Raw genomic sequence first — 23,924 nt, 5'->3', positions numbered from 1 at the left:
TATGTCAAAACTATTAGAGGATATAAATTCACCAACAGATGTTCATGCCTTGACTGATAAAGAGTTATATGAGCTTAGTAATGAAATAAGAAGCTTTTTAATAGATAAGGTATCAAAAACTGGAGGACATTTATCTTCAAATTTAGGTGTAGTAGAGTTAACGCTTAGTTTATATAAGAGCTTTAATTTTGAAGAAGATAAAATAGTATGGGATGTTGGACATCAAAGTTATGTGCATAAAATATTAACAGGAAGAAAAGATAAATTTGATACATTAAGAAAATATAAAGGTCTTTGTGGATTCCCTAAAATTAGTGAAAGCAAATACGATGCATTTGGAGTTGGGCATAGTAGTACTTCAATTTCAGCAGCTTTAGGAATAGCAAGAGCTAGAGATATAAAAAAAGAAAACTTCAATGTTATTGCAGTTATTGGCGATGGTGCATTAACTGGAGGAATGGCATTAGAAGCCCTTGATGATGTTGGATTTAATAAAACAAATATTATTATAGTTCTAAATGATAATCAAATGTCTATTTCTAAAAATGTAGGTGGTCTTTCAGATCATTTAAATAAACTTAGAGTAGGCCCAGGATATAATAAGCTAAAAGAAGATATTAATAGTACACTTAGCCATAGTGATGCAGGAAAAACTGTAGTTGAGTGTTTACATAGAGTTAAAGATAGTATTAAACATTTATTAGTTCCACCAATGTTATTTGAAAACATGGGAGTTAAATATATTGGACCTATAGATGGGCATAATATAGAATTAATGAATGATGTATTTACTAAAGCAAAGCAAATAAAAGGTCCAGTTATAATTCATACTATTACCCAAAAAGGTAAAGGTTATGAGTATGCTGAACAAAATCCAAATAAATTTCATGGAGTTTCTCCTTTTGATTTAGAAAGTGGAGAAGCATTTATGCCTTCAAAAAAGACATATTCAAAAGTATTTGGAGATACAATGATAGAGCTTGCAAAAAGTAATAGTGATATAGTTGCAATTACTGCAGCCATGCCTGATGGTACAGGCTTAAAAGAGTTTGCAAAAGAATATAAGGATAGATTTTTTGATGTAGGAATAGCAGAGCAACATGCAGTTACACTTGCTGCAGGTATGGCATCTGCAGGTTTAAGACCAGTTTTTGCAGTGTACTCAACATTTTTACAAAGGGGCTATGATCAAATAGTTCATGATGTGTGTATTCAAAATTTACCTGTAGTATTTGCAATTGATAGAGCCGGTATTGTAGGAGATGATGGTGAAACTCATCAAGGAGTTTTTGATTTATCATATTTATCTGCTATACCTAATATGACAATTTTAGCACCAAAACATTTAGAGGAGTTACCTTTAATGCTTAAATGGGCATTAAATCAAAACAGTCCAATAGCAATAAGATATCCAAGAGGTGCTGATTGTGTTAAAGATATTAATCCTATAACTGAAATAAAATATGGAAAATGGGAAAAAATAATAAGCGGTGATAAAATTGCAATAATTGCTGTTGGTAAAATGGTTCAACATGCAATGATAGCTTCAGATTCATTAAAGGATAAAGGAATAAATCCAACAGTAATAGGAGCTACTTTCGTTAAACCGATAGATACAGAAATGTTAAAAGAATTGTCTACTCAAGGATATGATATTATCACAATTGAAGACAATGCTATAAATGGCGGTTTTGGAAGCTATGTTTTAATGGAATTAAGCAAACTTGATTTTAAAGGTAAGTTTAAAGCTTTAGGATATGGTGATAGTTTTGTTCCACATGGAGATGTGGAGTTATTATATAGGGATGCGGAGTTAGATCCAGAATCAATAGAAAAGTGCGTTATAAACGTTATGAAATAAAGGAGAAGAATATGGCATCAAAAAAAGAAAGATTAGATGTATTATTAGTTGACAAAGGTATTTGTACATCGAGAGAAAGAGCAAAAACTAATATTATGGCAGGACTTATATTTGTTGATGGACAGAGAGTTGATAAGGCTGGAGAAAAAGTAAGCGTTGATGCAGATATAGTTTTTAAGGGTGAAGAACTTAAGTACGTAAGCCGTGGTGGATTAAAATTAGAAAAAGCAATGAATACTTTTGGAATAGATCTTACTAATAAAGTATGTATGGATATAGGTGCTTCAACAGGAGGATTTACAGATTGTATGCTTCAAAATCATGCAAGTAAAGTATTTTCAGTAGATGTTGGTTATGGACAGTTTGCTTGGAAGTTAAGAACAGATGAAAGAGTTGTTTGCATGGAGAGAACAAATATAAGATATGTAACTCCAGAAGATATTGGTGTGCCATTAGATTTTGCATCAATAGATGTATCATTTATTTCATTAAGAACAATAATGCCTGCAGTTAAAAATCTTTTAGGTGACAAAGGTGAAGTTGTTGCACTAATAAAACCACAGTTTGAAGCTGGAAGAGAAAAGGTAGGGAAAAAAGGTGTTGTAAGAGACATAGAAGTTCATTTAGAGGTTGTAAATAAAATTGTAAACTTCTTAATTGAAAATGACTTTAATGTTTTAGGATTAAGTTTCTCACCAATTAAAGGGCCAGAAGGTAATAGAGAATATTTAGTTTACTTTACAAAAGATAAAGAAAAAGAAGGCACTTTTGAACTAAGTCAAATTGATGATGTAGTAAGAGAATCACATAGCCAGCTATAAATGCTGGCTATAGGTATATAGCAAATAATAAAAGGAGTTAATATGAAAAATATTATAGTAGCATTAAATCCTTCAAAAGATAAAGATGGTAAGATATTATCTTTAGTTATAGAGGAAATTACAAAGGTGTTTAAATATTCAAAAATTACTGTATTAAATAGTTATGAGATGAGTAAATATAAATTTGATAATAAACTTGATTTGCTAATAGTTTTAGGGGGAGACGGTACATTACTAGGTATAGCTAGAGATATAAATGGAAGATATGATGTACCAATCTTAGGAGTGAATATTGGAAATTTAGGTTTTTTATCTAGTATAGAAATACAGGATTTTGGCGAAGCTTTAAATAAGATAAAAAATGGACACTATACTATTCAAAATAGAATCCTTTTAGAATGTACAATGTTAAATGATGAAAATAATGAAAAAGGTAAAGCTTTAAATGATGTAGTTATTGCAAGAGGTACATTATCAAGAATGGTTAAATTTGAAGTGTTTATCGATAATAAGCTTTATTATAGATTTAAAGGTGATGGAATAATAATTGCAACTCCTACTGGATCAACTGGATATTCATTTTCAGCAGGAGGACCATTTATTTATCCTGATGTAGATGTAATTACATTGACTCCTATTTGTCCACATACAAGGGGAATGCAACCTATAGTTTTAAAAAGTAGTAGTGAAATACTTATAAAAGCAGAAAATTATAATGGAGAAATTTATTTAACCTTTGATGGACAAGAAGCTAAACAAATTAATGATAATACATCCATAATAATAAAAAAATCTGATTATTTAGCAAAAATTATGTTATTTGATAACTATGATTATTTTAATGTTTTAAGACAAAAAATATTAGATAATTAAAAAAAGAAAAGAATTACAGATGGAGAAGGTGATTAATTTGAAGTCCAAAAGACACAATCAAATTTTAGATATTATTAATAATAATGATATAGAAACACAAGAAGAGTTAGCAGAAGCACTTAAGAAATCTGGATATGATGTAACACAAGCAACAGTATCAAGAGATATAAAATTATTAAAGCTTGTTAAGATGCAAAGTGAAAATGGTAAATATAAATATAGTGCACCAACAAAAGAGGAAAGAGGTATAAATGATAAATTATATAGCATATTAAAAAATGCTGCAATTTCTGCAGAGCAAGTTGATAAGTTTGTTGTTGTAAAAACTTTAACAGGTGCAGCATCAGCAGCAGCAGAAGCTATAGATAGTTTATATACTAACGATGTTGCTGGTACTATTGCAGGAGATAATACAATTTTTGTTTTAGTAAGAACTGATGAAAAGGCTTTAGAACTTATTTCTAAGATAAGAAAGATGATTTCTTAATTATTTAAAGGTGGGGTATAATGCTAGTTGAATTAAATATTAAAAATTTCGCGTTAATTCAAGAGTTATCGGTAGAGTTTGGTGCGGGATTCAATATATTATCAGGAGAAACCGGTGCAGGTAAATCAATTCTTATTGATACTATAGATTATGTATTAGGTGGAAAGTTTTCTAAAGATCAAATAAGATATGGTGAAGATAAAACAATTGTTGAAGCTGTTTTTTCTATAGAAAATGATGAAGTTTATGAAGTATTAGATGAATTATCTATAGATAGAGATGAAATGCTTATTATTAGAAGAGAAACAACTCTAAATGGTAAAAGCATTATTAAAGTTAACAATAGAAGTATTGTTTTATCTCAATTAAAAAGGATTAGAGAAAAACTTTTAGATATCCATGGCCAGCATCAAAATCAAAATTTACTTAATAGAGGAACTCATATTCTATATGTAGATGAATTTTATCATGAAAAAATAAAAGATTTACTTAGTGAATTTGAAGAGTTAAGACATGTATATATAGAAAATATTGAAAAGATAAACGAGTTAAAAGGTAATGAAGATAGAGAAAAATTAGCAGACTATATTAAGTTCCAAATTGAAGATATAGAAAAAGCTAATCTAAAAATTAATGAAGAAGAGGATCTTAAAGATGAATTCAATATGCTTTCAAATGCTGAAAAAATTTCTAATAGCTTAGTTAAATCATATGGGTATTTAAATTCATCTAATGATGGAATTTCTGTATTAGAAGGACTATCAAAGGTTATATCGGAATTATCATTAGTAGAAAATGTTTCAGAAGTAATTAAAGAAAAGAAAAATCAAATTGAAGAAGCATTTTATAATTTAGAAGAAGTAACAAGAGAAATTCGTGATATTGGTAGTGAAATAACTTATGACGAAGATAGATTAGCACAAATAAATGAAAGAATTTATAGTATAGGAATTTATAAAAAGAAATATGGAAATTCAATAAGAGAAATCCTAGAAAATTTAAAAAATTTAAAAGAAAAATATAATGAATTAGTTAATAGTGAAGAAATAATTAACAAATTAAAAGAAGAGCAAAGAAAACTTGAAGAAAAAATGAAGGTTATAGGTGAAAAACTTCATAATTTAAGAGTTGAAGCAAGTGAAATATTAGAAGTTAACATAAAAAAAGAATTGTCTTATGTTGGGCTTGAAAAAGCTATAATTAAAATAGAAGTTCTTTTAACTGAAAATATGAATAGTAGAGGATATGATGAAGTACAATTTTTAGTTTCTGCAAATCCAGGAGAACCATTAAAGCCATTAGAGAAAGTACTATCTGGTGGTGAGCTTTCAAGAATAATGTTAGCTTTAAAATGTGTTTTTGTAGATAAGGATAAAATTCCTACATTAATTTTTGACGAAATAGATACTGGTATAAGTGGAACTATAGGAAAACGTGTTGGTGAAAAAATGTACGAAGTATCAATAAAACACCAAGTTTTATGTATTACACATTTACCACAAATTGCAGCACTTTCAGATAATCATTACTTTGTTTCTAAGGAAGTATTAAATGGAAAAACATTTACTGGAATTAGAATGTTAAATAGAGATGATAAAATTAGGGAAATTGCTAAAATGGTTGGTGGAGATGAAATTAGTGATGTTACTATCGAAAATGCATCAGAAATGGTGAAATTTGCTGAAATAAAAAAGAAAGAGATGAAAAATAATTAGCTTTTATATACATAAGGCTTTGAAATACTGCAAACAATAAAATCATGGTAATTTATCATGGTTTTATTTTTTTTATATAAAATGTATTTAAATATAAATTTTTAACTATGTTAACAGAGTTATTACAGCATATAAAGATAGTATAGCGGGAAAATTAATGTCAGAAGGCAAGGAGGAGATAAAATGATTAAAAAAATATTAAAGTATTTTAGTATAATTACTGCTCCAATAGCTATTTTGGCATTAGTAGCATATTTAAGTGTTTCGCAACTGCCAGAAAAAATATACATTAATGATAGTACCGAAGTGTCAGATATTTCTGTACATAACCAAGGTGTATTAAATACTGTTAAATTAACTAAAGATAAAGTTAATATTGATTTCCTTGGTCTTATTCCAATAAAATCAGTGGCAGTACAAAAATTAGAGGATATTAAATTATATCCTGGAGGAACAAGTGTAGGTATAAAATTATCAACAGAAGGTGTATTAGTAGTAGGTTTTTCAGATGTAGATACTAGAGATGGAAATGAATTAAGTCCAGCAAAAGCAGCAGGAATACAATTAGGAGATGTTTTATTAAAGGTAAATGGAAAAGATGTTGAAAGTTCAAAGCAATTGATCACTTTAATTAAAGAAGCAAATTCTAGTACTGTTAATGTAGAATTTATCCGTGAAGGTTGTAAATTCAATAAAGATATTGAATTAGTGAAAGAAGGAGAAGACTACAAATTAGGCTTGTGGGTCAGAGATTCTACAGCTGGTATAGGAACATTAACTTTCTATCATGAAGATAGTGAAACTTTTGGTGCTTTAGGTCATCCTATAACAGATGGTGATACTAATACTACATTTACAATTAAAGATGGAGATCTTTTATCAGCATCAATTTTAAGTGTTAGAAAAGGTGAAAAAGGAGTACCAGGAGAATTAAGAGGATTATTTGTAAATGAAAAGAATTCTATAGGAGAAATAAAAAATAATTCTACTTCAGGGATTTTTGGAAATTCATATGAACCATTAATAAATCCTAAATTTAGTGAACCAATGTCAGTTGGTTTTAGAAATGAAGTGGTTGAAGGTCCAGCTACAATAATAACTACAATTGATGATGAAGGACCAAAAGAATATGATATTGAAATAGTTAAGTTACTCCAACAAGATAAGAGTGGACCAAAGAGTATGATAATAAGAGTAACTGATGAAGAGTTATTAAGTAAAACTGGTGGAATAGTTCAAGGAATGAGTGGAAGTCCAATAATACAAAATGATAAAATTGTAGGTGCTGTAACTCATGTACTTATTAATAAGCCAGATATAGGATATGGTATATATATAGAATGGATGCTTGAAGAAGCAGGGATTATAGAATAAATAAAGTTGAAAAATGCAATCGTAAGATATAGTATTTTTAAAGAATGATACTATATCTTACGATTTTAAGATTAATATATTATTTTACAAAAAAAACTACAACATTTTTATAAAAAAATTTCAAAATAATGTCAAAACCCCTATTATATTTTTAAATTTTATGTTATAATACAATCAATGGAGTTAAAAAGCATGTAAATATAACTGAATTAGAAGTTTTAGAAAATAAACTAATTTAAGTTTTAATGTTATTTTAAGTTTTAAATTTAAAAAAAATACTATTATGATGGGTAGAAAGGGAGAGAAAACGATGGATGGAAATAAAATATCTGTAATTATTGCTGATGATAATAAAGAATTCTGTAGTATTTTGAATGACTATCTTTTAAATCAAAAAGATATAGTTGTAACAGGGATTGCGAAGGATGGAAGAGAGGCATTAACACTAATTGAGGAGAAGAAACCTGATTTAGTTGTTTTAGACATAATTATGCCACATTTAGATGGTTTAGGGGTTTTAGAAAGATTAAATTCTATGGATTTAGATAAATTCCCAAGAATAGTTGTTTTATCTGCAGTAGGACAAGATAAAATAACTCAAAGAGCTATAACTTTAGGTGCTGATTATTATGTAGTAAAACCTTTTGATATGGACATATTCACTAAACGTATTAGAGATATGTTTAATGATACAATCGGAAATAATGAGCCAGTTAAAAAGCAAGTTGCTATGACTGCTACTGAAATGATTAGTACAAGTAACAACAGGGGTCCTGTTGATTTAGAAACTGAAATTACAAACATAATTCACGAAATAGGTGTACCTGCACATATTAAGGGATATATGTATTTAAGAGAAGCTATTACTATGGTTGTTAATGATATGGAATTATTATCAGCTGTAACTAAGGAATTATATCCTTCAATCGCTAAGAAATATAATACAACAGCTTCAAGAGTTGAAAGAGCTATCAGACATGCTATTGAAGTTGCTTGGGGTAGAGGACAAGTAGAAGCTATCAATAAGTTATTTGGTTATACTGTACACAATGAAAAAGGTAAGCCAACAAATTCAGAATTCATAGCTATCATTGCAGACAAGCTAAGATTAAAGAATAAAGTGTCTTAATATATATAAAGACAGTAACGGATTTTAAAATCAGTTACTGTCTTTTTTAGATTTTTCTATTTTCATTTCTTTTTCTAATACAAAAGTCATGATTATTCTTATAATAAATACTGAAGCTAAAATAATTAATTCATCCATATTTTTAATGATAACAGTCTTCAATATTTCTGCTGCTAACTTAAAATCTAAAGTTGTAACCATAACATCTGCAAATTCATATTTAATATCAACATCTCTTTTGAAAAATCTTTTTAAAATATAGTGATAAAAAGCTGTAAAGACTCCAAGAGTTAAAATCAAAATTCCCATAAGCTCAAAAATATGAATAAGAATAGGTAAATATTTGTTAAATAATTCTTCCAAAATGTATACACCTCAAATTGATAATATCTTTAGGTTACCCAAAGCTTAAAAAATAATACGAATATAGTAATAAACTTATAAATAATTATTAGAATAAAACATATGTGTATTAAATATTTTGAAAGAATGTAGGAAAACTAAATATGTACGAAACTATATGTAAAGGAGAAAAGGATGGAAAAAAATAAATTAAGGGAAATACAAAAAGAATTAATAATTTGTGAAAAACCATCAAGCTATTTAGAAGAAATTAAAGATTCGTTAAGAAATACACCTTTGGATGCATTACTTATACTTCAAAATACAGAACAAAACCTTAAATATCATCCAGAGGGAAATGTCTGGAATCATGTTATGCAAGTGATAGATACAGCAGCTAAAGTAAAAGAATTTGCAAATGATAAAGAAAGTTTAATGATGGGTGCATTATTACATGATGTAGGAAAAGGCCCAACAACAAAGAAAAATAAACAAGGAAGATGGATTTCGTATAATCATGATGTAGAAGGAGTAAAATTAGCAGAAAAAATATTAGATTATTATAATTATGAAAATGATGAAAAAAGTAAAATATTAAATTTAATAAAATATCATATGCATCATCTTTATATAATTCAAGATTTACCTTTTGCAAAAACAAAAGAAATGATAAAAGATGTAGATTTAAATGATATGATTTTACTATTTATAAGTGACAGATTAGGAAGAGGGCAATTAGAAGATAATAAAAAAGCAAAAGAAATAGAAGATATAAAAAAAGTTATATCAATTTTAGAAGAAAACTACAATTTGGATTTAAAAAATATAAAGGAAAAAGTGAAAAAAATAGAAAAAATTATATAAAATTTAAGTTACATATATTCACTTATGAATATACTAGAAATTACTATCATATTATTAAGATATAACAATATGGGGGTGGTTTCTTTGGAGATTATAAGTAAATTAAACTTAAATAAAAAAGAAAATAAGTTTTATTATTTTATGGTTTTTATATTCTTTTGCGTAGGTATAGCATTAGGTACATATATAGTCAAATATATGAGTGCAAGAGATGCAACAGATCTTACGAGCTATTTTTCTACATTTACTGAAAGTATAGCAAAAGAAGCAGTGAATAATAAAGTTTTATTATTTAATATACTAAAGAAAAATTTAATGCTTATAACAATAATTATAGCATTGTCCTTTACAGTATTTGGGACGCCAATAATTCTTTTATTGGATTTAGTTAAAGGATTTACATTAGGATATACCTTTAGCTTTTTAATTTCAACCTTCGACGGTAAAGGATTATGGTTAGCGTTAGCTTCAACAATACCACAGAATATTATTTATATTCCTTGCTTTATAGCATTAAGTATAGTTGGAATTGAATTTTCTTCAACAAAACTTAAAGATAAGTTCTTTAATAAAGGTAAAGTAAATACAATAGTAGAGAGAGAACTAATTTTAAAGATTGGGGTATTGGCATGTGTATTCATTATCGGAACTCTAATTGAAGCATATCTTGGTCCAAATATTATTAAGTTTGTAGTTACAAATGTTTATAAAGTTGGTTAATTAATAGATGATTATAAAAGGAAATTCTAAAGCTGTTGTCGAATAATAATAATTAAGGTGGGAATGGGGAGAATTATGAAAGAAATAGTAAATGAATATCGTGAGTCATTACTTGAAAGTCATAAAAGTGATAACACTGTTTATGCTTACGTAACTGATGTGAATTTGTATATCAAGTATCTAAATAGTAAAGATATATATTTAGATGAAACTGACAATGTTACAGTTAAAAATTATATCGACCATTTGTTGGAAGAAGGAAAATCTGAAAGATCAATAAGTAGAATTGTTATTAGCTTAAGAAGCTTTTATAATTATTTAAAAGATCAAAAGATAATAAGAGATATACCGAAGATATATTATAAGAGTACAGATCAATCAAAGAAGCTTCCAGAAATATTAACCGTTGAAGAAGTAGATAAGATTATTAAAGTAGTAGATAAGGATTGTAATAAGGGAATTAGAGACAATGCATTATTAGAACTTATGTATGCTACAGGAATGAAAGTTTCTGAAATAATTAATCTATCTGTTGAAGATGTAAATTTAGATTTACTATATGTTAGATGTCATGATAATAAAAATTATGAAAGACTTATCCCTATTGGAAGAAGCGCAGAAGCGGCTTTAAGGGAATATTTATCTATAAGGGATATAATAGCTTCAGCAGGAGTACACAATTTGTTTGTTAATTTAAATGGTAACCAATTAACAAGACAAGGAGTTTGGAGAATAGTAAAAGAATATTCTCACAAAGCAGGAATAAATAAAGATGTTAATTTAAATACATTTAGACATTCCTTTGCAGTACACCTACTTCAAAATGGAGCAAATGTAAGAGCGGTACAAAAACTTTTAGGAAATCAAGTATTAACTTACATGGACACTTACTATGAGATAATAAATAATGATAAAATAAACTTGGTTTATAAAAACTCCCATCCGAGAGCTTAAGGCTTTTAAAAAGGGGCTTTATATACGAAAGGAGAAAAAATATGAAAAGAGCTATATTAATTGTATTAGACAGTGTAGGAGTTGGAGAATTAGAGGATGCAAAGAGCTATGGTGATGAAGGAAGTCATACTTTAGATCATGTATATAAATCTTGTAATGGTCTTGAAATAAAAGAACTAGAAAAGTTAGGAATAGGTAACATAGAAGGTGTTAATGCTCCTAAGAAATGTGAAAATGCTATAGGTGCTTATGGTAGAAGCAAAGAAGCATCAAAAGGAAAGGATACTGTTACAGGGCACTGGGAAATTAGTGGTGTAATTTTAGAAAAACCTTTAAATACTTACCCACAAGGTTTCTCTAAGGAAATAATAGATGAATTTATAAAGAGAGCAAATATAAAAGGAATATTAGGTAATGTTGTTGCTTCAGGAACTCAAATAATTGAAGATTTGGGAGAAGAACATGTTAAAACTGGATATCCGATTATATATACATCTGCAGATAGTGTATTCCAAATTGCGGCTCATGAAGATATTATTCCAGTTGAGAAATTATATGAAATGTGCCAAATAGCAAGAGATATGCTTGTAAATGAATGGGCAGTAGGAAGAATTATTGCAAGACCTTTTATAGGAGAAGCTCCAAACTTCAAGAGAACTTCTAATAGAAGAGATTATGCATTAGATCCTTTTAATAAGACTATGCTTGAATATTTAAAAGAAGAAAATTTAGAAGTTGCAGCCGTTGGTAAAATTGAAGATATCTACAATGGAAAGGGTATTACTTGTGCAGTTCATACAAAAAGCAATATGGATGGTGTAGATAAAACTTTAGATTATATGGATACTATAAAAGAAGGTCTTATCTTTACAAATCTTGTTGACTTTGACATGTTATATGGACATAGAAATGATCCAAGTGGATACGGAAAAGCTTTAGAAGAGTTCGATAATAGACTACAAGAAATTTATTCAAAAATGACTGATGAGGATATCCTTATAATAACAGCTGACCACGGCTGTGATCCTACAACTAGCAGTACAGATCACTCAAGAGAGCATATACCTGTAATAGTTTATGGAAAACATGTAAAACCAGGAGTTAATATTGGAACAAGAGAAACATTCGCTGATATAGGAAAAACAATATTAGATTTCTTTAATGTTAAGAATGAATTAGTTGGAAAAAGCTTCTTAAATGAAATAATGGAATAGTTGGAGGAATTAAACTTATGAGAATGTATGACCTTATAATGAAAAAGAGAAAAGGCGAAGAATTAACAAAAGAAGAAATAAACTTTTTTGTAGAAGGGTTTACAAATGGAAGTATACCAGACTATCAAGCATCAGCAATGCTTATGGCTATATTTTTCAATAAGATGAATAAGAGAGAAACTGCAGAATTAACTAATGCTATGGTTGAATCTGGAGATAAAATTGATTTAAGTAATATTAATGGAATAAAGGTAGATAAGCATTCTACTGGTGGTGTTGGAGATAAAACATCTATTTGTTTAACTCCTTTAGTTGCATCACTTGGAATACCAGTTGCTAAGATGTCAGGAAGAGGTTTAGGTCATACTGGTGGTACTATAGATAAACTTGAAACATTTAAGGGATTTTCTGTTGAATTAACAGAAGAACAATTCATGGAAAATGTTAATAATATTAATATTGCTATTATGGGGCAAAGTGGAAACTTAGTTCCTGCTGATAAGAAGTTATATGCACTAAGAGATGTTACAGCAACTGTTGATAACATGTCTTTAATAGCATCAAGTATTATGAGTAAGAAAATAGCTTCAGGAGCTGATGCTATAGTTTTAGATGTTAAGGTTGGAGATGGTGCATTTATGAAAACACCAGAAACAGCTAAAGAACTTGCAAGAGAAATGGTTGATATCGGAAATCATCTTGGAAGACAAACTATTGGAGTAATTTCTGATATGGATCAGCCATTAGGATATGCAATAGGAAATAGCTTAGAGGTTATGGAAGCTATTGAATTATTAAAAGGAAATGGCCCTAAAGACCTTTTAGAACTTACATTAACTATAGGCTCAAATATGTTACTTTGTGCTAAAAAAGCGGAAAGCGAAGAAGAAGCTAGAAAAATGTTACAAGAAAATATAGCTAATGGAAAAGGCTTAGAAAAACTTAAAGAATTTATAAAAGCACAAGGTGGAGATATTTCACCAATAGATGATTTTAGTAAATTCCCTAAGGCTAAGTATATAGAAGAAGTTATTGCACCAAGAGATGGTTATATTACTAAGATTAAAGCAGAAGCTTTTGGACTAATTGCCATGGAACTTGGAGCAGGACGTGCAACTAAAGAAAGTGAAATAGATTTAGCTGTAGGACTTGTTTTAAATAAAAAGAGAGGCGATAAAGTTAACAAGGGTGATGTTCTAGCGTACATACACTCAAATAACGAAGGGAATATAGAAAAGGCTAGAGAAAGTATCTTAAATAATATAACTATTGAAGATAAATATGACTTAAATATTCCGCTAATTTATGACATTATAAAATAAAGTTAACAAACTTAATCAGTGACAAGCTTGTCGCTTGTCACTTTCAATGATTAGGGGTGTAGCCTAAGAGGAAAATATGATAAATAGAAAGTAAAATTCTTTTTATCATATTTTTATTTTTTTTGGGCAATAATAAGCTTAAAAGGAGGAGAACAAATGAAGAAAAAATTATTTAAAAAAATCTCTATTATTCTTTTATGTTTATTATGTTTAAATACAGTTATTCCAATGGCGTCTGAAAGAAATGAATGGGAAAATGAATATCCACAGGATATTTATACAGCATGTTTAGAAGAAGGTATGAATGTAGATGCAAAATCTGCAATTCTTATTGAGCCTGTAAGTGGTACAGTACTGTATGAAAAAAATCCAGATGAAAAATTTGCCCCAGCTTCTGTAACTAAAATAATGACAATGTTATTAGCAATGGAAGCTATTGATAGTGGTAAAATTTCATTAGATGATAAGATAACTTGTAGTGAAAATGCTAAGAGTATGGGTGGAAGCACAATGCTTCTAGACACTGGAGAGGTAAGAACTGTTGAAGAAATATTAAAAGGAATAGCAATAGCATCAGGTAATGATGCAGCAGTTGCTATGGCAGAATTCTTAAGTGGTTCTACTGATGAATTTGTTAAATTAATGAATGAACGTGCTCAAGAACTAGGAATGACTAATACAACATTTAAAAATTGTAATGGTTTACCAGTTGAAGGGCATTTAACAACAGCAAGAGATATTTCTATAATGTCATTAGAATTACTAAAGCATCCAACAATATTAAAATATAGCGGTACATATATGGAAACAATATCTGAAGGAAGAAAGAGTCCTATTGAGTTAGTAAATCACAATAAATTAGTTCGTTTCTTTGATGGATGCGATGGTTTAAAAACTGGATTTACTCAAGAAGCTAAGTATTGTATAAGTGCAACAGCTGTAAGAGATGGAGTAAGAATGCTTGCTGTAATTATGGGAGCACCTACATATAAGATTAGAAATAGAGATGCTAGTATGCTTATGAATTATGGTTTCTCAAAATATCAAGGTAAAAAGCTATTTAATAAAGATGATGATGTTGAAACTGTATATTTAGGAAAGAGTGAAGATAGATATTATGTAGCAAAAGCTAAAGATGACTTATCTATAGTATTCTTAAAAGGCAGTGAAGGAGAACCACAAAATAAGATTATATTAAATGAGCCAAAAGATAGTTATACTGAAGGTGAGATAGTAGGAAAATGTGAAGTATATCTAGATGGTCAAAAGGTTGGAGAAGTAGAGTTATATTGTGATAGAGATGTTGAAAAAGGCGGATTTATTGATAACTTAAAATATAATATGAAAAATCTATTTAAAAAGGGAGTATAAATAGTATATTTAGTGATTGGATAGACAATATGTTGAGTTAGTCACTAAAATAAAATATAAAAGTTATGTTAAGGGATTAATTCATAAAAAAAATGGATTAATCCCTTTTTTTATACTACAATGTAAATGTAGGAAGGTGAACTTTAGTGAAGAGAAAATTAATATATGTAATGGTAATAGTGGGTTTATTAACGGGATGTTCAGCAAATAATGATACTGTAACAAATGGTGAGAATAATAATACTATTATTGAAGAAAATATTGAAGAAGAAACTATGGAATATACTGTGTTTAATGCTTTAGGAAAAAGCTATGAATCAAGTAAAAATATATATGAATTAAATGAAGGGGATAAGATATATGATGACATGAATGGTTATCCTCACGTGCAAGGTGAATATAAGGAAATAGATTTTGCAATAGATTTATTAACGGAATATCTACATAAAAACTCAGAAGCATATAATTATATTGTTAGTGATTGGGATAGTAATAGTGAAGACGTTGTATTGATAGCGGATGAAGAAAAAGAAAGAGTTATGGAAAATGCAAACTTTCTAGGGGAACAATTTGGCCTATCAAATGAAGATCCTGTTTATTTTAAGTTAGATAAGGTTATACTACAAAGTAAAAATGAAAATGATAGTATTGTTGAATTAGAATTAAGAGGCTACTTATCTGCAACTGATGGTAATTATAGACCACTTGGAACATTTACTGTTACGGTTTATACAAAAGATGATAAGTTATATGCTTCAATAGTTTAAAGTAATATATAATTAGTTTTTTATAAAGCGAAATATGAAATTAAAAGGAATTAATATTTTTATTTAAGCTAAATAATGGTAAAATATAAATAGTAATATTTTAAATATAGGAGGATTAAAAATGTCAATTTTAAAAAGATTTAGTGATATAATGTCATCAAATATTAATGCGTTATTAGACAAGGCAGAAGATCCTATTAAAATGATAGATCAATTAATGAGAAACTTAAATGATGATTTAAATAAAGTTAAAGCAGAAACAGCTTCAGTAATGGCGGAAGAGACTAGAGCTAAAAGAGAATTAGATGAATGCCAAAGAGATGTAAATAAAATGTTAGAGTATGCAAAAAGGGCTGTAGATGCAGGAAATGATGATGATGCAAGAGCGTTTTTAACAAAGAAGGTATCATTATCTGAAAAGTTAAGTGCACTTAACACAAAGTATGAAGCTGCACATAATAATTCAGTTAAGATGAAAGAAATGTATAATAAATTAACAAGTCAAATTGAAGAGCTTAATGAAAGAAGAAGCACAATTAAAGCTAAAGTTGCAACTGCAAAGATGCAAGAAAGAATTAATAAAATGGGCTCATCTATAAATAATTCAAAATCAAGTTTAGATTCATTTAGCAGAATGGAAGAAAAGGCAAATAGAATGTTAGATGAAGCAAATGCTATGGCAGAATTAAATTCAAAGCCAAGTGATGGAATAGATGATTTAATGAGTAAATATGATAAAACTTCTAATAGTGATGTAGAAGATGAACTAGCAGCTTTAAAGGGAAATAATAATGCTTCTGCAATTGACGATGAGTTAGCAAAACTTAAAGAAGAAAAATAATATATAGAATATTTTAATGGCATGGATAATATAGGAGGCAAATAGTATGGGGTTGTTTAGTAATCAACTGTTAGACGTAATAGAATGGAATGAAACGAGAAATGATGTTTTGTTCTGGAAATGGAAAAATAGCGAAATTAAAAAGAATAGTAGATTAATAATAAGACCAGGTCAAGATGCTATATTTATGCATAATGGCAAAGTTGAAGGTGTATTTACTGAAGAAGGTAATTATGAAATAGAAACAGAAATAATACCTTTATTGTCAACTTTAAAAGGGTTTAAATTTGGATTTAAGTCTGGACTTAAAGCAGAAGTACTATTTATAAATACAAAAGAATTTCAAGTTAAATGGGGTACTAAGAGCCCAGTAAATATTCCAGCACCAGGAATGCCAGGTGGAATGCCTATAAGAGCTTTTGGATCATTTAATGTTAAGATAGATGATCATATGACATTAATAGATAAGATTGCAGGTATTAAAAGTCAATTTACTGTTGATGATGTAAAAATGAGAGCTTTAGCTGTTGTAGATCAGCTTTTAATGAAATGGATAGTTAGAGAAGGAAAGGATATGTTTAATTTACAAGCAAATTCCTTTGATATAGCAAATGGTATAAAGACTGATTTAGATATGGAAATGATTAAAATAGGTCTTACTATAACATCATTTAATATAGAAAACTTCAGTTATCCTGAGTCAGTTCAAAAAATGATAGATAAAAATGCAGCTTATGGAATGGTAGGTAATATAGGTCATTACCAAAATGTTTCTATGGTAGAGGCTATGGAGAAAAATCCTAATAACTCAATGGCTAATATGGCTCAAGCAGGAATGGGTATGCAAATGGGAATGAATATGATGAATGAAATGAAGAAAAACATGGAAAATAGTTCATCATCTAATTCATCACATAATGCTGGCGGAAATAATTCTAGTACAACTTGTAAGAGTTGTGGAGAACCTTTAAGTGCAAATGCTAAATTCTGCCCTAATTGTGGAACGAAAAATGTTCAAGAAGAAGTTACTAAAACAAAGAAGAAGTTTTGTAGCGAGTGTGGGGCACAAGTAGCAGAAGGTGCTAAGTTCTGTGGAGAGTGTGGCTGTAAAGTAAATTAAAAAGAATTATAATTTTGAAATAGGAAATACCTAAACTTAAGAAAAACATTTAAGGAGTACATTATGATTATCGATAAAGAGTTTTATAACAGAAGTGCAATAGATGTTGCTAATGATTTACTTGGAAAGGTATTAGTTAGAGAAGTTGATGGTAGAATCTTAAAAGGAAAAATAGTTGAAACAGAAAGCTATATAGGAGCTATAGATAAAGCTTGTCATGCTTATAATGGTAGAAGAACAAAAAGAACTGAAATATTATATAGTGATTGCGGAGTAGCTTATGTTTACTTTATATATGGATTATATCACTGTTTTAATGTTGTTACTAATGAAAAAGATGTGGCAGAAGCAGTTTTAATAAGAGCAATTGAACCTTTAAATGAATTTGATTATATTTCACAAGTTAGATATAAAAAACAATTTAAAGAATTAAGTAAAACTCAAATTAAAAACTTAACTAATGGTCCATCTAAATTATGTTTAGCTTATTTAATAGATAAAGATTTAAATGGGGATAAACTATATGAACAAGGGAAAATCTATCTTGAAGAATCTGAGGAAAATGATTTTGAAATAGTTAAAACAAAAAGAATTGGAATAGACTATGCAGAAGAGGCTAAAGATTTTTTATGGAGATTTTATATAAAAGATAATGATTTTGTATCAAAAAAATAACAAATGTAATTTCTGAATCTTCAAGGTGCAGAAAAGTAAAAGGGAGAGATAAAGATGAGAGTAGCATTAATTGCACATGATAAGAAAAAAGAGGAAATGGTTAATTTCGCAAAAATAAATGAGGAAAGATTATCTCATTTAGAACTTTATGCAACAGGAACAACTGGTTTAAGAATTATGGAAAATACAAATTTAGAAGTGCATAGATTAAAGAGTGGACCTCTTGGTGGAGATCAACAAATCGGAGCTTTAGTTTCTGAACAAAAGCTTGATTTAGTAATATTCTTAAGAGATCCTTTAACATCACAACCACATGAACCAGATATAAATGCATTACTAAGACTTTGTGATGTTTATGAAATACCTCTTGCGACAAATGTTTCAACAGCCCAATTAGTATTAGATGCATTGCATAAATAAAAATTTAATAAAGAAATTACTAAATCGTATAGGTATAGTTTTTGATGTATAAAAAATAGAGTTGCATAATGGCAACTCTATTTTTTTATTTGTGTATAACGTTCATATAAAATGATACATCTACAATATTATTATATACAAAAAATAAAAAAATATATGATAAACATTATTGAAAGTAAAATAAGCATAAAAGTAAGAAAGTTTTCATAGAATTTTTTGAGAACAATAATATAGGGAAAGTTTAGAATGAGTGTTAAAGTAGAATTATTTTCAGGGTTTCTTGGAGCGGGAAAAACACAATTAATAAAGAAGCTAATAGAAGAAGGCTATTATAATGAAAATATAGCTATTATTGAAAATGAATTTGGTGAAGTAAGTATTGATGGAACAATATTAAAAAGAACAAATACATTAGTAAAAGAAATTAATGCAGGATGTATTTGCTGTCAGGTAACCGGTGATTTTAAGGAATCAATTTTAGATGTTGTTGAAAATTGCAATGTAGGCAGGCTGTTAGTAGAACCTACAGGAGTAGCAAAGCTAAGTGACATAAAAAAAGTATTTGAAGAGAAAGAATTGAAAGATGTTGCTTATGTTGAAAAGGCAATAACAGTTGTTGATGCAGAAAAATTTAATTTATATTTATCTAATTTTAAAAGCTTCTTTGATAACCAAATAAGAAATGCTGATATTGTGATATTAAGTAGAACTCAAAATATAAGTAGTGAAGAGGTTAAGAAATTACATGATGAAATAGGAAAAATAAATAAAAATGCAATCATCGTTAGTAAGGAATGGAAAAATACTAAAGCTGAAGACTTAATACCAAAGAATTTTATTATAAGGAATAAAGGTACAAAAAGTGGAAAAACATCATTAAAGAAAAGCAGTTTTTCTAAAGGAATACTTAAAAAAGAAAATAATGAAGAAGACCAATTTGAAAGCTTTGCACTTAAGGTTAATAGAAAAGTTTCTAAGGAAGAACTTTTAAGTAAATTTAATTTTATTAAAAATAGCTTTGAATTTGGAGAAATAATTAGAGCAAAAGGAATAGTTGACACTAATAATGGTAAGGAACAGTTTGACTATACTTTATCTGAAATAAATATGGAAAAGATAGCTTATAGAGGAGAATCTGTTATTTCCTTTATTGGGACAAACTTAAATAGAGATAAAATAAAAAATTTCTTTCTTTAGGTGGTGGTATTATGAAGGTTGGCATAGAAGTAGTTACTGGATTTTTAGGGGCTGGAAAGTCAGCCTTTATTAATTCATTAATCAATAAAACTAAGGCAGTTGGTGAAAAAATAATAGTCTTAACATGTGAAAGCGGAAATGTAAAAATTAAAGAGTTAGAAGAAAATGATATTACTGTTAAACATATTGATTTTATAGAGGATAACTCAGAGTTAAACGGAGAAATTTATAAGATTGTTAAGGAATATAAGCCACATAGGATAATAATTGAGTATAACGGTACAGAAACTTTAGAACATTTATACAGATGCATTTTTGATAATGAAACAGGAAAACTCATAAAATTAAATACAATGTATTTTGTATGTGACGGAGATAGCTTAGATTTTTATATTAAGAATATGGGAGAACTTTTACTTCCTTTTATTCAAAGTAGTGATGTTTTAGTAATAAATAATTGTTATAAGTTAAGTGAAGAAAAAATAGAGGAAGATATAGATCTTCTTGGTACATTAAATCATAAAGCACAAATTATAAAGTCAAATAATAATGAGGATTTCGAAAAAGCATTAGATGAAAGTAAGTTGCTTGAAAATAATTTTTTAAGAAACATGAGGGTTAAGATAATTGATTATATGAGAAAGTGAGTTAGCAGGTGAGAAAGTGAGTATAAGTAAATTTGAATCTTGGATGTGGAGTTACCTTGGAATTATTGTTGAAGCACTACCTTTTTTACTAATAGGTGCAGTTTTATCAGCAATAATTCAAATTTATGTTTCTGATGATTTTATAAAAAAAATAATACCTAAAAACAGTATTATAGGATATTTTATAGCTGCAATTGCAGGAATATTTTTTCCAGTTTGTGAATGTGCAATTGTTCCTATTGCAAGAAGCTTAATAAAGAAAGGATTACCTGTAGGTGTTGGAATTACATTTATGTTAGCTGTACCTATAGTTAATCCCGTTGTAATTATGTCTACATATTATGCATTTCCAGATAACATAAGTGTTGTTATCTATAGAACTATTGGAGGAGTAGTAGGTGCATTAATAGTTGGTTTATTGACTGGTATAATGTATGACAAAAAGAAGAAAAATGAAGTTGTTAAAGATGATAATGTTGGACTTTATTGTGATTGTTGTACTTATAGTAATAATTATTATATTTCATTGAAAGGTAAGATAAAGAATTTAATATTAAATGCTTCTAATGAATTTTTAAATATAAGTATTTATTTTATTTTTGGTGCATTCCTTTCAAGTATTTTTGTTGTTTTTATGCAAGATAGCTTAATAAATAATATGACCTCAGGAAAAACCATAGGAATTATAATAATGATGTGTTTGGGCTTTTTACTTTCTTTATGCTCAGAAGCAGATGCATTTGTTGCAAAAGGGTTTATGGACAACTTTGGGGTTGCAGGAGTAATTGCCTTTTTAATATTAGGTCCAATGATGGATCTTAAAAATTTAATTTTAGCCTTTGGATTCTTTAAAAAGAAGTTTGTCCTTAAGCTTTTAGCAATGATTTCTGTTGTAGTATTTCTGATTTGTTTAGTTGTAGTTTAATTAATATATGGGGGAGCTATGAAAAAATTCAATGTTGATGAATTAATATGGTTTATTATTTTAATATTAATGGAAGTTTCGATTGTTTTTTTAATAAGAAGTGGAAATATTACTAACTTTGTAGGAGTAGACATGATAAAATACTTTTACTTAAGTATAGTTATTTTAGGTGTGTTTACAATTGCTCAGTTTGGAAGAATATTTACTATTAAAAGAAGGGTTGAAATAACAAATAAATTTATTCCATTAACTTTCACATTATGTATAGGTTTTATTTTGCTTTTTATATTTCCATTATTAAAAACTAATAATATAAATAGTGATTTGGGCCTTAATAAAAACGATGATGCTATAATTATAAATAGCGAAAATTATGAAATTTTAAATGACATAAATGACAATAAAGAAAAGTTCGAAGGAAAAAAGATGATTTTTTTAGGGTATGTAGATAAAAGTGAAGAAAATCCTGATTGCATTATTATTTCAAGAATAGCAGTGAAATGCTGTCAGGCAGATAAAGAAAAAATACAAATAAGAGTAAAAGGTATTGATAATGATTTTGAAGATGGGCAATGGATAAGTATAAGCGGAGAAATTTGCTTTGATGAAAAGTTCTTTATATTAGCTAATGAATATAAGCTTCAAAATGAACCAACGGATATATATTATCATGAGCACCTTTAGGGTTGTTCTTTTATTAGAAAATTGATATTATATAAGTTATGAGACCCTATAAGATTAATAGGGAAGTTTAATAAAAATATAAGGGCGGGATGAATTAATGGAATTGCCAAAGGTTAAAGTGGCAGATTTTGAAGGACCTTTTGATTTATTACTACATCTTATTAAAAAGAATAAGATGAATATATATAATATCGAGATATATAAAGTTACAAATCAATATTTAGAATATCTTAATACTAGAAAAGTAATGGACCTTGAAATTACATCTGAATTTATAGTAGTAGCAGCTACTTTAATAGAGATAAAATCAAAAAATCTTTTACCAAAAGTAAAGGTTGATGAAGAAGAGGAAAGTGAAGAAGATATTGAAAAAAGATTAATGGAACGACTAATTGAATATAAGAAGATAAAGAACGTTTCAGAATTCTTTAAGAATAAATATATAAATGCTGGTGAAGTTTTTAGTAAAAAGCCTGAAATTATTGAAGAAATAAAACCAGAAAAAATCGATAATGATGATATATTTAAAAATCTTACACTTTTAGATTTATATAATATTTATAATAAAATATTAGAAACCTATAGAGAGAAACAAAATAAGGTTAATGTAGTACAAAAGAAGATATATGTAGATAAGTATAAGGTTGAAGATAAGATGGAAGAACTTTTAGAAAGGTTTAATTCTAGTGAAGTTATTGAATTCAATAACTTAATGAAAGAAAGTACATGTAAGCTTGAAACTGTAGTAACATTTTTAGCATTATTAGAGCTTATAAAGATAAGAACTATTCAAGTTTTCCAAGATGAGAGTTTTTCAAATATACTTATTAAGAGGAGGAGAGATATTGAGTAACATTGATGTTAAGCAATATGAATTTAATGAACTATCAAGAAAGTCAGATATAAAATCAGCCATAGAATCAATGCTATTTGTAAGTGGTGAACCTTTAGCATTAAGGGAATTAAGCAATAATTTAGAACTTAAAGAAAAGAATGTTGAAGAAATCCTGAGTGAAATGGCAAATGAATATGAAGATAAAAGTAGAGGAATAAGATTAATTAGCATAAATGGAGCATATCAATTAGTAACTAAAAGTGAAAATTCAGATTTTGTTCAAAAGCTATTAAAGAAAAATAAAAAACATTCTCTATCACAAGCTTCTATAGAAAGTTTAGCAATAATTGCATATAAACAGCCAATAACACGTATAGATATAGATGAAATAAGAGGTGTTAAATCTGAATCTGCTATTGCAAGATTAATTGAAAGAGGATTAATTAAAGATATAGGTAGATTAGAAGTTCCAGGAAGACCAATACTTTATGGAACAACAGATGAATTTTTAAGACAATTTGGTTTAAAAACAATAAAGGAATTACCATCATTAGATTTATATAGTGATGAAGAAACCCAAAGTTCAATTGATTTATTAAATAAAGCAATTGAAGATATGGAACCAGAAGTTGATGATTTTGAAAATAATGATAATGAAAATAATATAGAAGAGGACGTAGCAGAAGAGATGAATGAAGCTGCTATTGATGAAGATAAATAATTTTTATTATATAAATAAAGCTGTATCAAAATTTAATTGTTTTGA

The 23,924-nt window shown here is 28.0% G+C and carries 25 protein-coding genes; 24 read left to right on the top strand and 1 reads right to left on the bottom strand.

The features are described 5' to 3' along the window. The first annotated feature begins 1 nt into the window (after nt 1). The 7 genes from dxs (at nt 2) to spo0A (ending at nt 8,260) form a co-directional block, all read left to right on the top strand. Entirely contained in the window at nt 2–1,861 is a 1,860-nt protein-coding gene (gene dxs / locus ABUA17_RS06855) for a 1-deoxy-D-xylulose-5-phosphate synthase (protein ID WP_042396767.1), read from the top strand. 11 nt (nt 1,862–1,872) lie between these two features. Beyond that, nucleotides 1,873–2,682 carry a TlyA family RNA methyltransferase gene (locus ABUA17_RS06850; RefSeq protein ID WP_042396769.1) on the top strand — a complete coding sequence of 270 codons (810 nt, stop codon included), beginning with the start codon at nt 1,873–1,875 and terminating at the stop codon, nt 2,680–2,682. A 42-nt stretch (nt 2,683–2,724) separates the two neighbouring features. Then, on the top strand, nt 2,725–3,555 hold the full coding sequence (locus ABUA17_RS06845) for an NAD(+)/NADH kinase (RefSeq protein WP_042396772.1): 831 nt from the start codon (nt 2,725–2,727) through the stop codon (nt 3,553–3,555). 37 nt (nt 3,556–3,592) lie between these two features. After that, nucleotides 3,593–4,042 carry an arginine repressor gene (locus ABUA17_RS06840; RefSeq protein ID WP_042396774.1) on the top strand — a complete coding sequence of 150 codons (450 nt, stop codon included), beginning with the start codon at nt 3,593–3,595 and terminating at the stop codon, nt 4,040–4,042. Nucleotides 4,043–4,062: 20 nt separating this feature from the next. Then, nucleotides 4,063–5,757 (top strand): DNA repair protein RecN, encoded by a 1,695-nt coding sequence (recN, locus tag ABUA17_RS06835; RefSeq protein ID WP_042396776.1) that lies wholly within the window; start codon nt 4,063–4,065, stop codon nt 5,755–5,757. A gap of 183 nt (nt 5,758–5,940) precedes the next feature. Beyond that, on the top strand, nt 5,941–7,131 hold the full coding sequence (gene spoIVB, locus ABUA17_RS06830) for a SpoIVB peptidase (RefSeq protein WP_042396778.1): 1,191 nt from the start codon (nt 5,941–5,943) through the stop codon (nt 7,129–7,131). Nucleotides 7,132–7,441: 310 nt separating this feature from the next. Beyond that, nucleotides 7,442–8,260, top strand: a complete 819-nt coding sequence (gene spo0A / locus ABUA17_RS06825) for a sporulation transcription factor Spo0A (protein ID WP_055290978.1) — start codon at nt 7,442–7,444, stop codon at nt 8,258–8,260. Nucleotides 8,261–8,290: 30 nt separating this feature from the next. On the opposite strand, the gene ABUA17_RS06820 is transcribed toward spo0A, so the two are convergent. Then, nucleotides 8,291–8,623 carry a DUF1622 domain-containing protein gene (locus ABUA17_RS06820; protein WP_243275558.1) on the bottom strand — a complete coding sequence of 111 codons (333 nt, stop codon included), beginning with the start codon at nt 8,621–8,623 and terminating at the stop codon, nt 8,291–8,293. 174 nt (nt 8,624–8,797) lie between these two features. Here ABUA17_RS06820 and ABUA17_RS06815 point away from each other — a divergent pair, with 174 nt between their 5' ends. From ABUA17_RS06815 to scpB, 17 genes are all read left to right on the top strand, one after another. After that, nucleotides 8,798–9,466, top strand: a complete 669-nt coding sequence (locus tag ABUA17_RS06815; protein WP_042396786.1) for an HD domain-containing protein — start codon at nt 8,798–8,800, stop codon at nt 9,464–9,466. A gap of 84 nt (nt 9,467–9,550) precedes the next feature. Continuing rightward, nucleotides 9,551–10,186 carry a stage II sporulation protein M gene (gene spoIIM / locus ABUA17_RS06810; protein WP_078061300.1) on the top strand — a complete coding sequence of 212 codons (636 nt, stop codon included), beginning with the start codon at nt 9,551–9,553 and terminating at the stop codon, nt 10,184–10,186. Nucleotides 10,187–10,261: 75 nt separating this feature from the next. Next, nucleotides 10,262–11,140 carry a tyrosine-type recombinase/integrase gene (locus ABUA17_RS06805; RefSeq protein WP_042396791.1) on the top strand — a complete coding sequence of 293 codons (879 nt, stop codon included), beginning with the start codon at nt 10,262–10,264 and terminating at the stop codon, nt 11,138–11,140. 41 nt (nt 11,141–11,181) lie between these two features. Further along, nucleotides 11,182–12,354 (top strand): phosphopentomutase, encoded by a 1,173-nt coding sequence (locus ABUA17_RS06800; protein ID WP_195951445.1) that lies wholly within the window; start codon nt 11,182–11,184, stop codon nt 12,352–12,354. A 17-nt stretch (nt 12,355–12,371) separates the two neighbouring features. Next, a complete protein-coding gene (locus ABUA17_RS06795; protein WP_042396798.1) occupies nt 12,372–13,676 on the top strand; it encodes a pyrimidine-nucleoside phosphorylase in 1,305 nt (434 codons plus the stop codon). Between the two features lie 156 nt (nt 13,677–13,832). Continuing rightward, a complete protein-coding gene (locus tag ABUA17_RS06790; protein WP_042396801.1) occupies nt 13,833–15,047 on the top strand; it encodes a D-alanyl-D-alanine carboxypeptidase family protein in 1,215 nt (404 codons plus the stop codon). Between the two features lie 146 nt (nt 15,048–15,193). After that, nucleotides 15,194–15,814, top strand: a complete 621-nt coding sequence (locus ABUA17_RS06785) for a hypothetical protein (RefSeq protein ID WP_042396804.1) — start codon at nt 15,194–15,196, stop codon at nt 15,812–15,814. Nucleotides 15,815–15,935: 121 nt separating this feature from the next. Beyond that, the gene (locus tag ABUA17_RS06780; RefSeq protein WP_042396807.1) at nt 15,936–16,655 is read left to right on the top strand and encodes a PspA/IM30 family protein; all 720 of its coding nucleotides are present in this window, start codon (nt 15,936–15,938) and stop codon (nt 16,653–16,655) included. 46 nt (nt 16,656–16,701) lie between these two features. Further along, nucleotides 16,702–17,775 carry an SPFH domain-containing protein gene (locus tag ABUA17_RS06775; protein WP_042396809.1) on the top strand — a complete coding sequence of 358 codons (1,074 nt, stop codon included), beginning with the start codon at nt 16,702–16,704 and terminating at the stop codon, nt 17,773–17,775. A gap of 63 nt (nt 17,776–17,838) precedes the next feature. Next, the gene (locus ABUA17_RS06770) at nt 17,839–18,450 is read left to right on the top strand and encodes a DNA-3-methyladenine glycosylase (protein ID WP_042396811.1); all 612 of its coding nucleotides are present in this window, start codon (nt 17,839–17,841) and stop codon (nt 18,448–18,450) included. 54 nt (nt 18,451–18,504) lie between these two features. Next, nucleotides 18,505–18,870 (top strand): methylglyoxal synthase, encoded by a 366-nt coding sequence (locus ABUA17_RS06765; protein WP_042396814.1) that lies wholly within the window; start codon nt 18,505–18,507, stop codon nt 18,868–18,870. Nucleotides 18,871–19,116: 246 nt separating this feature from the next. Next, complete coding sequence (locus ABUA17_RS06760) at nt 19,117–20,067, top strand: CobW family GTP-binding protein (RefSeq protein WP_154821155.1); 951 nt, start codon at nt 19,117–19,119, stop codon at nt 20,065–20,067. Nucleotides 20,068–20,078: 11 nt separating this feature from the next. Beyond that, a complete protein-coding gene (locus tag ABUA17_RS06755) occupies nt 20,079–20,714 on the top strand; it encodes a GTP-binding protein (RefSeq protein WP_042396819.1) in 636 nt (211 codons plus the stop codon). A 16-nt stretch (nt 20,715–20,730) separates the two neighbouring features. Continuing rightward, nucleotides 20,731–21,639 (top strand): permease, encoded by a 909-nt coding sequence (locus ABUA17_RS06750; protein ID WP_052330627.1) that lies wholly within the window; start codon nt 20,731–20,733, stop codon nt 21,637–21,639. An 18-nt stretch (nt 21,640–21,657) separates the two neighbouring features. After that, nucleotides 21,658–22,323 carry a TIGR03943 family putative permease subunit gene (locus ABUA17_RS06745; RefSeq protein WP_042396822.1) on the top strand — a complete coding sequence of 222 codons (666 nt, stop codon included), beginning with the start codon at nt 21,658–21,660 and terminating at the stop codon, nt 22,321–22,323. A gap of 97 nt (nt 22,324–22,420) precedes the next feature. Beyond that, nucleotides 22,421–23,176, top strand: a complete 756-nt coding sequence (locus ABUA17_RS06740; RefSeq protein ID WP_042396824.1) for a segregation/condensation protein A — start codon at nt 22,421–22,423, stop codon at nt 23,174–23,176. Further along, nucleotides 23,169–23,879 (top strand): SMC-Scp complex subunit ScpB, encoded by a 711-nt coding sequence (scpB, locus tag ABUA17_RS06735; protein WP_394805646.1) that lies wholly within the window; start codon nt 23,169–23,171, stop codon nt 23,877–23,879. The genes ABUA17_RS06740 and scpB overlap by 8 nt, the downstream gene beginning before the upstream one ends. The last annotated feature ends 45 nt before the right edge of the window (nt 23,880–23,924 follow it).

Source organism: Clostridium sp. RTP31139st1_H3_RTP31139_211217 (assembly GCF_040227035.1).
Lineage (GTDB): Bacteria > Bacillota > Clostridia > Clostridiales > Clostridiaceae > Clostridium > Clostridium saudiense.
Note: the sequence above shows the minus strand (reverse complement) of the source record. Positions and strands in the feature narration are given on the sequence as shown.

Bases quoted from the DNA above. Each gene is read 5' to 3' on its own strand.
- ABUA17_RS06745 (WP_042396822.1), top strand. From the start codon at position 21,658: ATGAAAAAATTCAATGTTGATGAATTAATATGGTTTATTATTTTAATA.
- ABUA17_RS06760 (WP_154821155.1), top strand. From the start codon at position 19,117: ATGAGTGTTAAAGTAGAATTATTTTCAGGGTTTCTTGGAGCGGGAAAA.
- spo0A (WP_055290978.1), top strand. From the start codon at position 7,442: ATGGATGGAAATAAAATATCTGTAATTATTGCTGATGATAATAAAGAA.
- ABUA17_RS06795 (WP_042396798.1), top strand. From the start codon at position 12,372: ATGAGAATGTATGACCTTATAATGAAAAAGAGAAAAGGCGAAGAATTA.
- spoIVB (WP_042396778.1), top strand. From the start codon at position 5,941: ATGATTAAAAAAATATTAAAGTATTTTAGTATAATTACTGCTCCAATA.
- ABUA17_RS06800 (WP_195951445.1), top strand. From the start codon at position 11,182: ATGAAAAGAGCTATATTAATTGTATTAGACAGTGTAGGAGTTGGAGAA.
- ABUA17_RS06770 (WP_042396811.1), top strand. From the start codon at position 17,839: ATGATTATCGATAAAGAGTTTTATAACAGAAGTGCAATAGATGTTGCT.
- recN (WP_042396776.1), top strand. From the start codon at position 4,063: ATGCTAGTTGAATTAAATATTAAAAATTTCGCGTTAATTCAAGAGTTA.
- ABUA17_RS06815 (WP_042396786.1), top strand. From the start codon at position 8,798: ATGGAAAAAAATAAATTAAGGGAAATACAAAAAGAATTAATAATTTGT.
- ABUA17_RS06755 (WP_042396819.1), top strand. From the start codon at position 20,079: ATGAAGGTTGGCATAGAAGTAGTTACTGGATTTTTAGGGGCTGGAAAG.
- ABUA17_RS06845 (WP_042396772.1), top strand. From the start codon at position 2,725: ATGAAAAATATTATAGTAGCATTAAATCCTTCAAAAGATAAAGATGGT.
- ABUA17_RS06805 (WP_042396791.1), top strand. From the start codon at position 10,262: ATGAAAGAAATAGTAAATGAATATCGTGAGTCATTACTTGAAAGTCAT.
- ABUA17_RS06790 (WP_042396801.1), top strand. From the start codon at position 13,833: ATGAAGAAAAAATTATTTAAAAAAATCTCTATTATTCTTTTATGTTTA.
- ABUA17_RS06775 (WP_042396809.1), top strand. From the start codon at position 16,702: ATGGGGTTGTTTAGTAATCAACTGTTAGACGTAATAGAATGGAATGAA.
- ABUA17_RS06765 (WP_042396814.1), top strand. From the start codon at position 18,505: ATGAGAGTAGCATTAATTGCACATGATAAGAAAAAAGAGGAAATGGTT.
- ABUA17_RS06740 (WP_042396824.1), top strand. From the start codon at position 22,421: ATGGAATTGCCAAAGGTTAAAGTGGCAGATTTTGAAGGACCTTTTGAT.
- ABUA17_RS06780 (WP_042396807.1), top strand. From the start codon at position 15,936: ATGTCAATTTTAAAAAGATTTAGTGATATAATGTCATCAAATATTAAT.
- ABUA17_RS06850 (WP_042396769.1), top strand. From the start codon at position 1,873: ATGGCATCAAAAAAAGAAAGATTAGATGTATTATTAGTTGACAAAGGT.
- dxs (WP_042396767.1), top strand. From the start codon at position 2: ATGTCAAAACTATTAGAGGATATAAATTCACCAACAGATGTTCATGCC.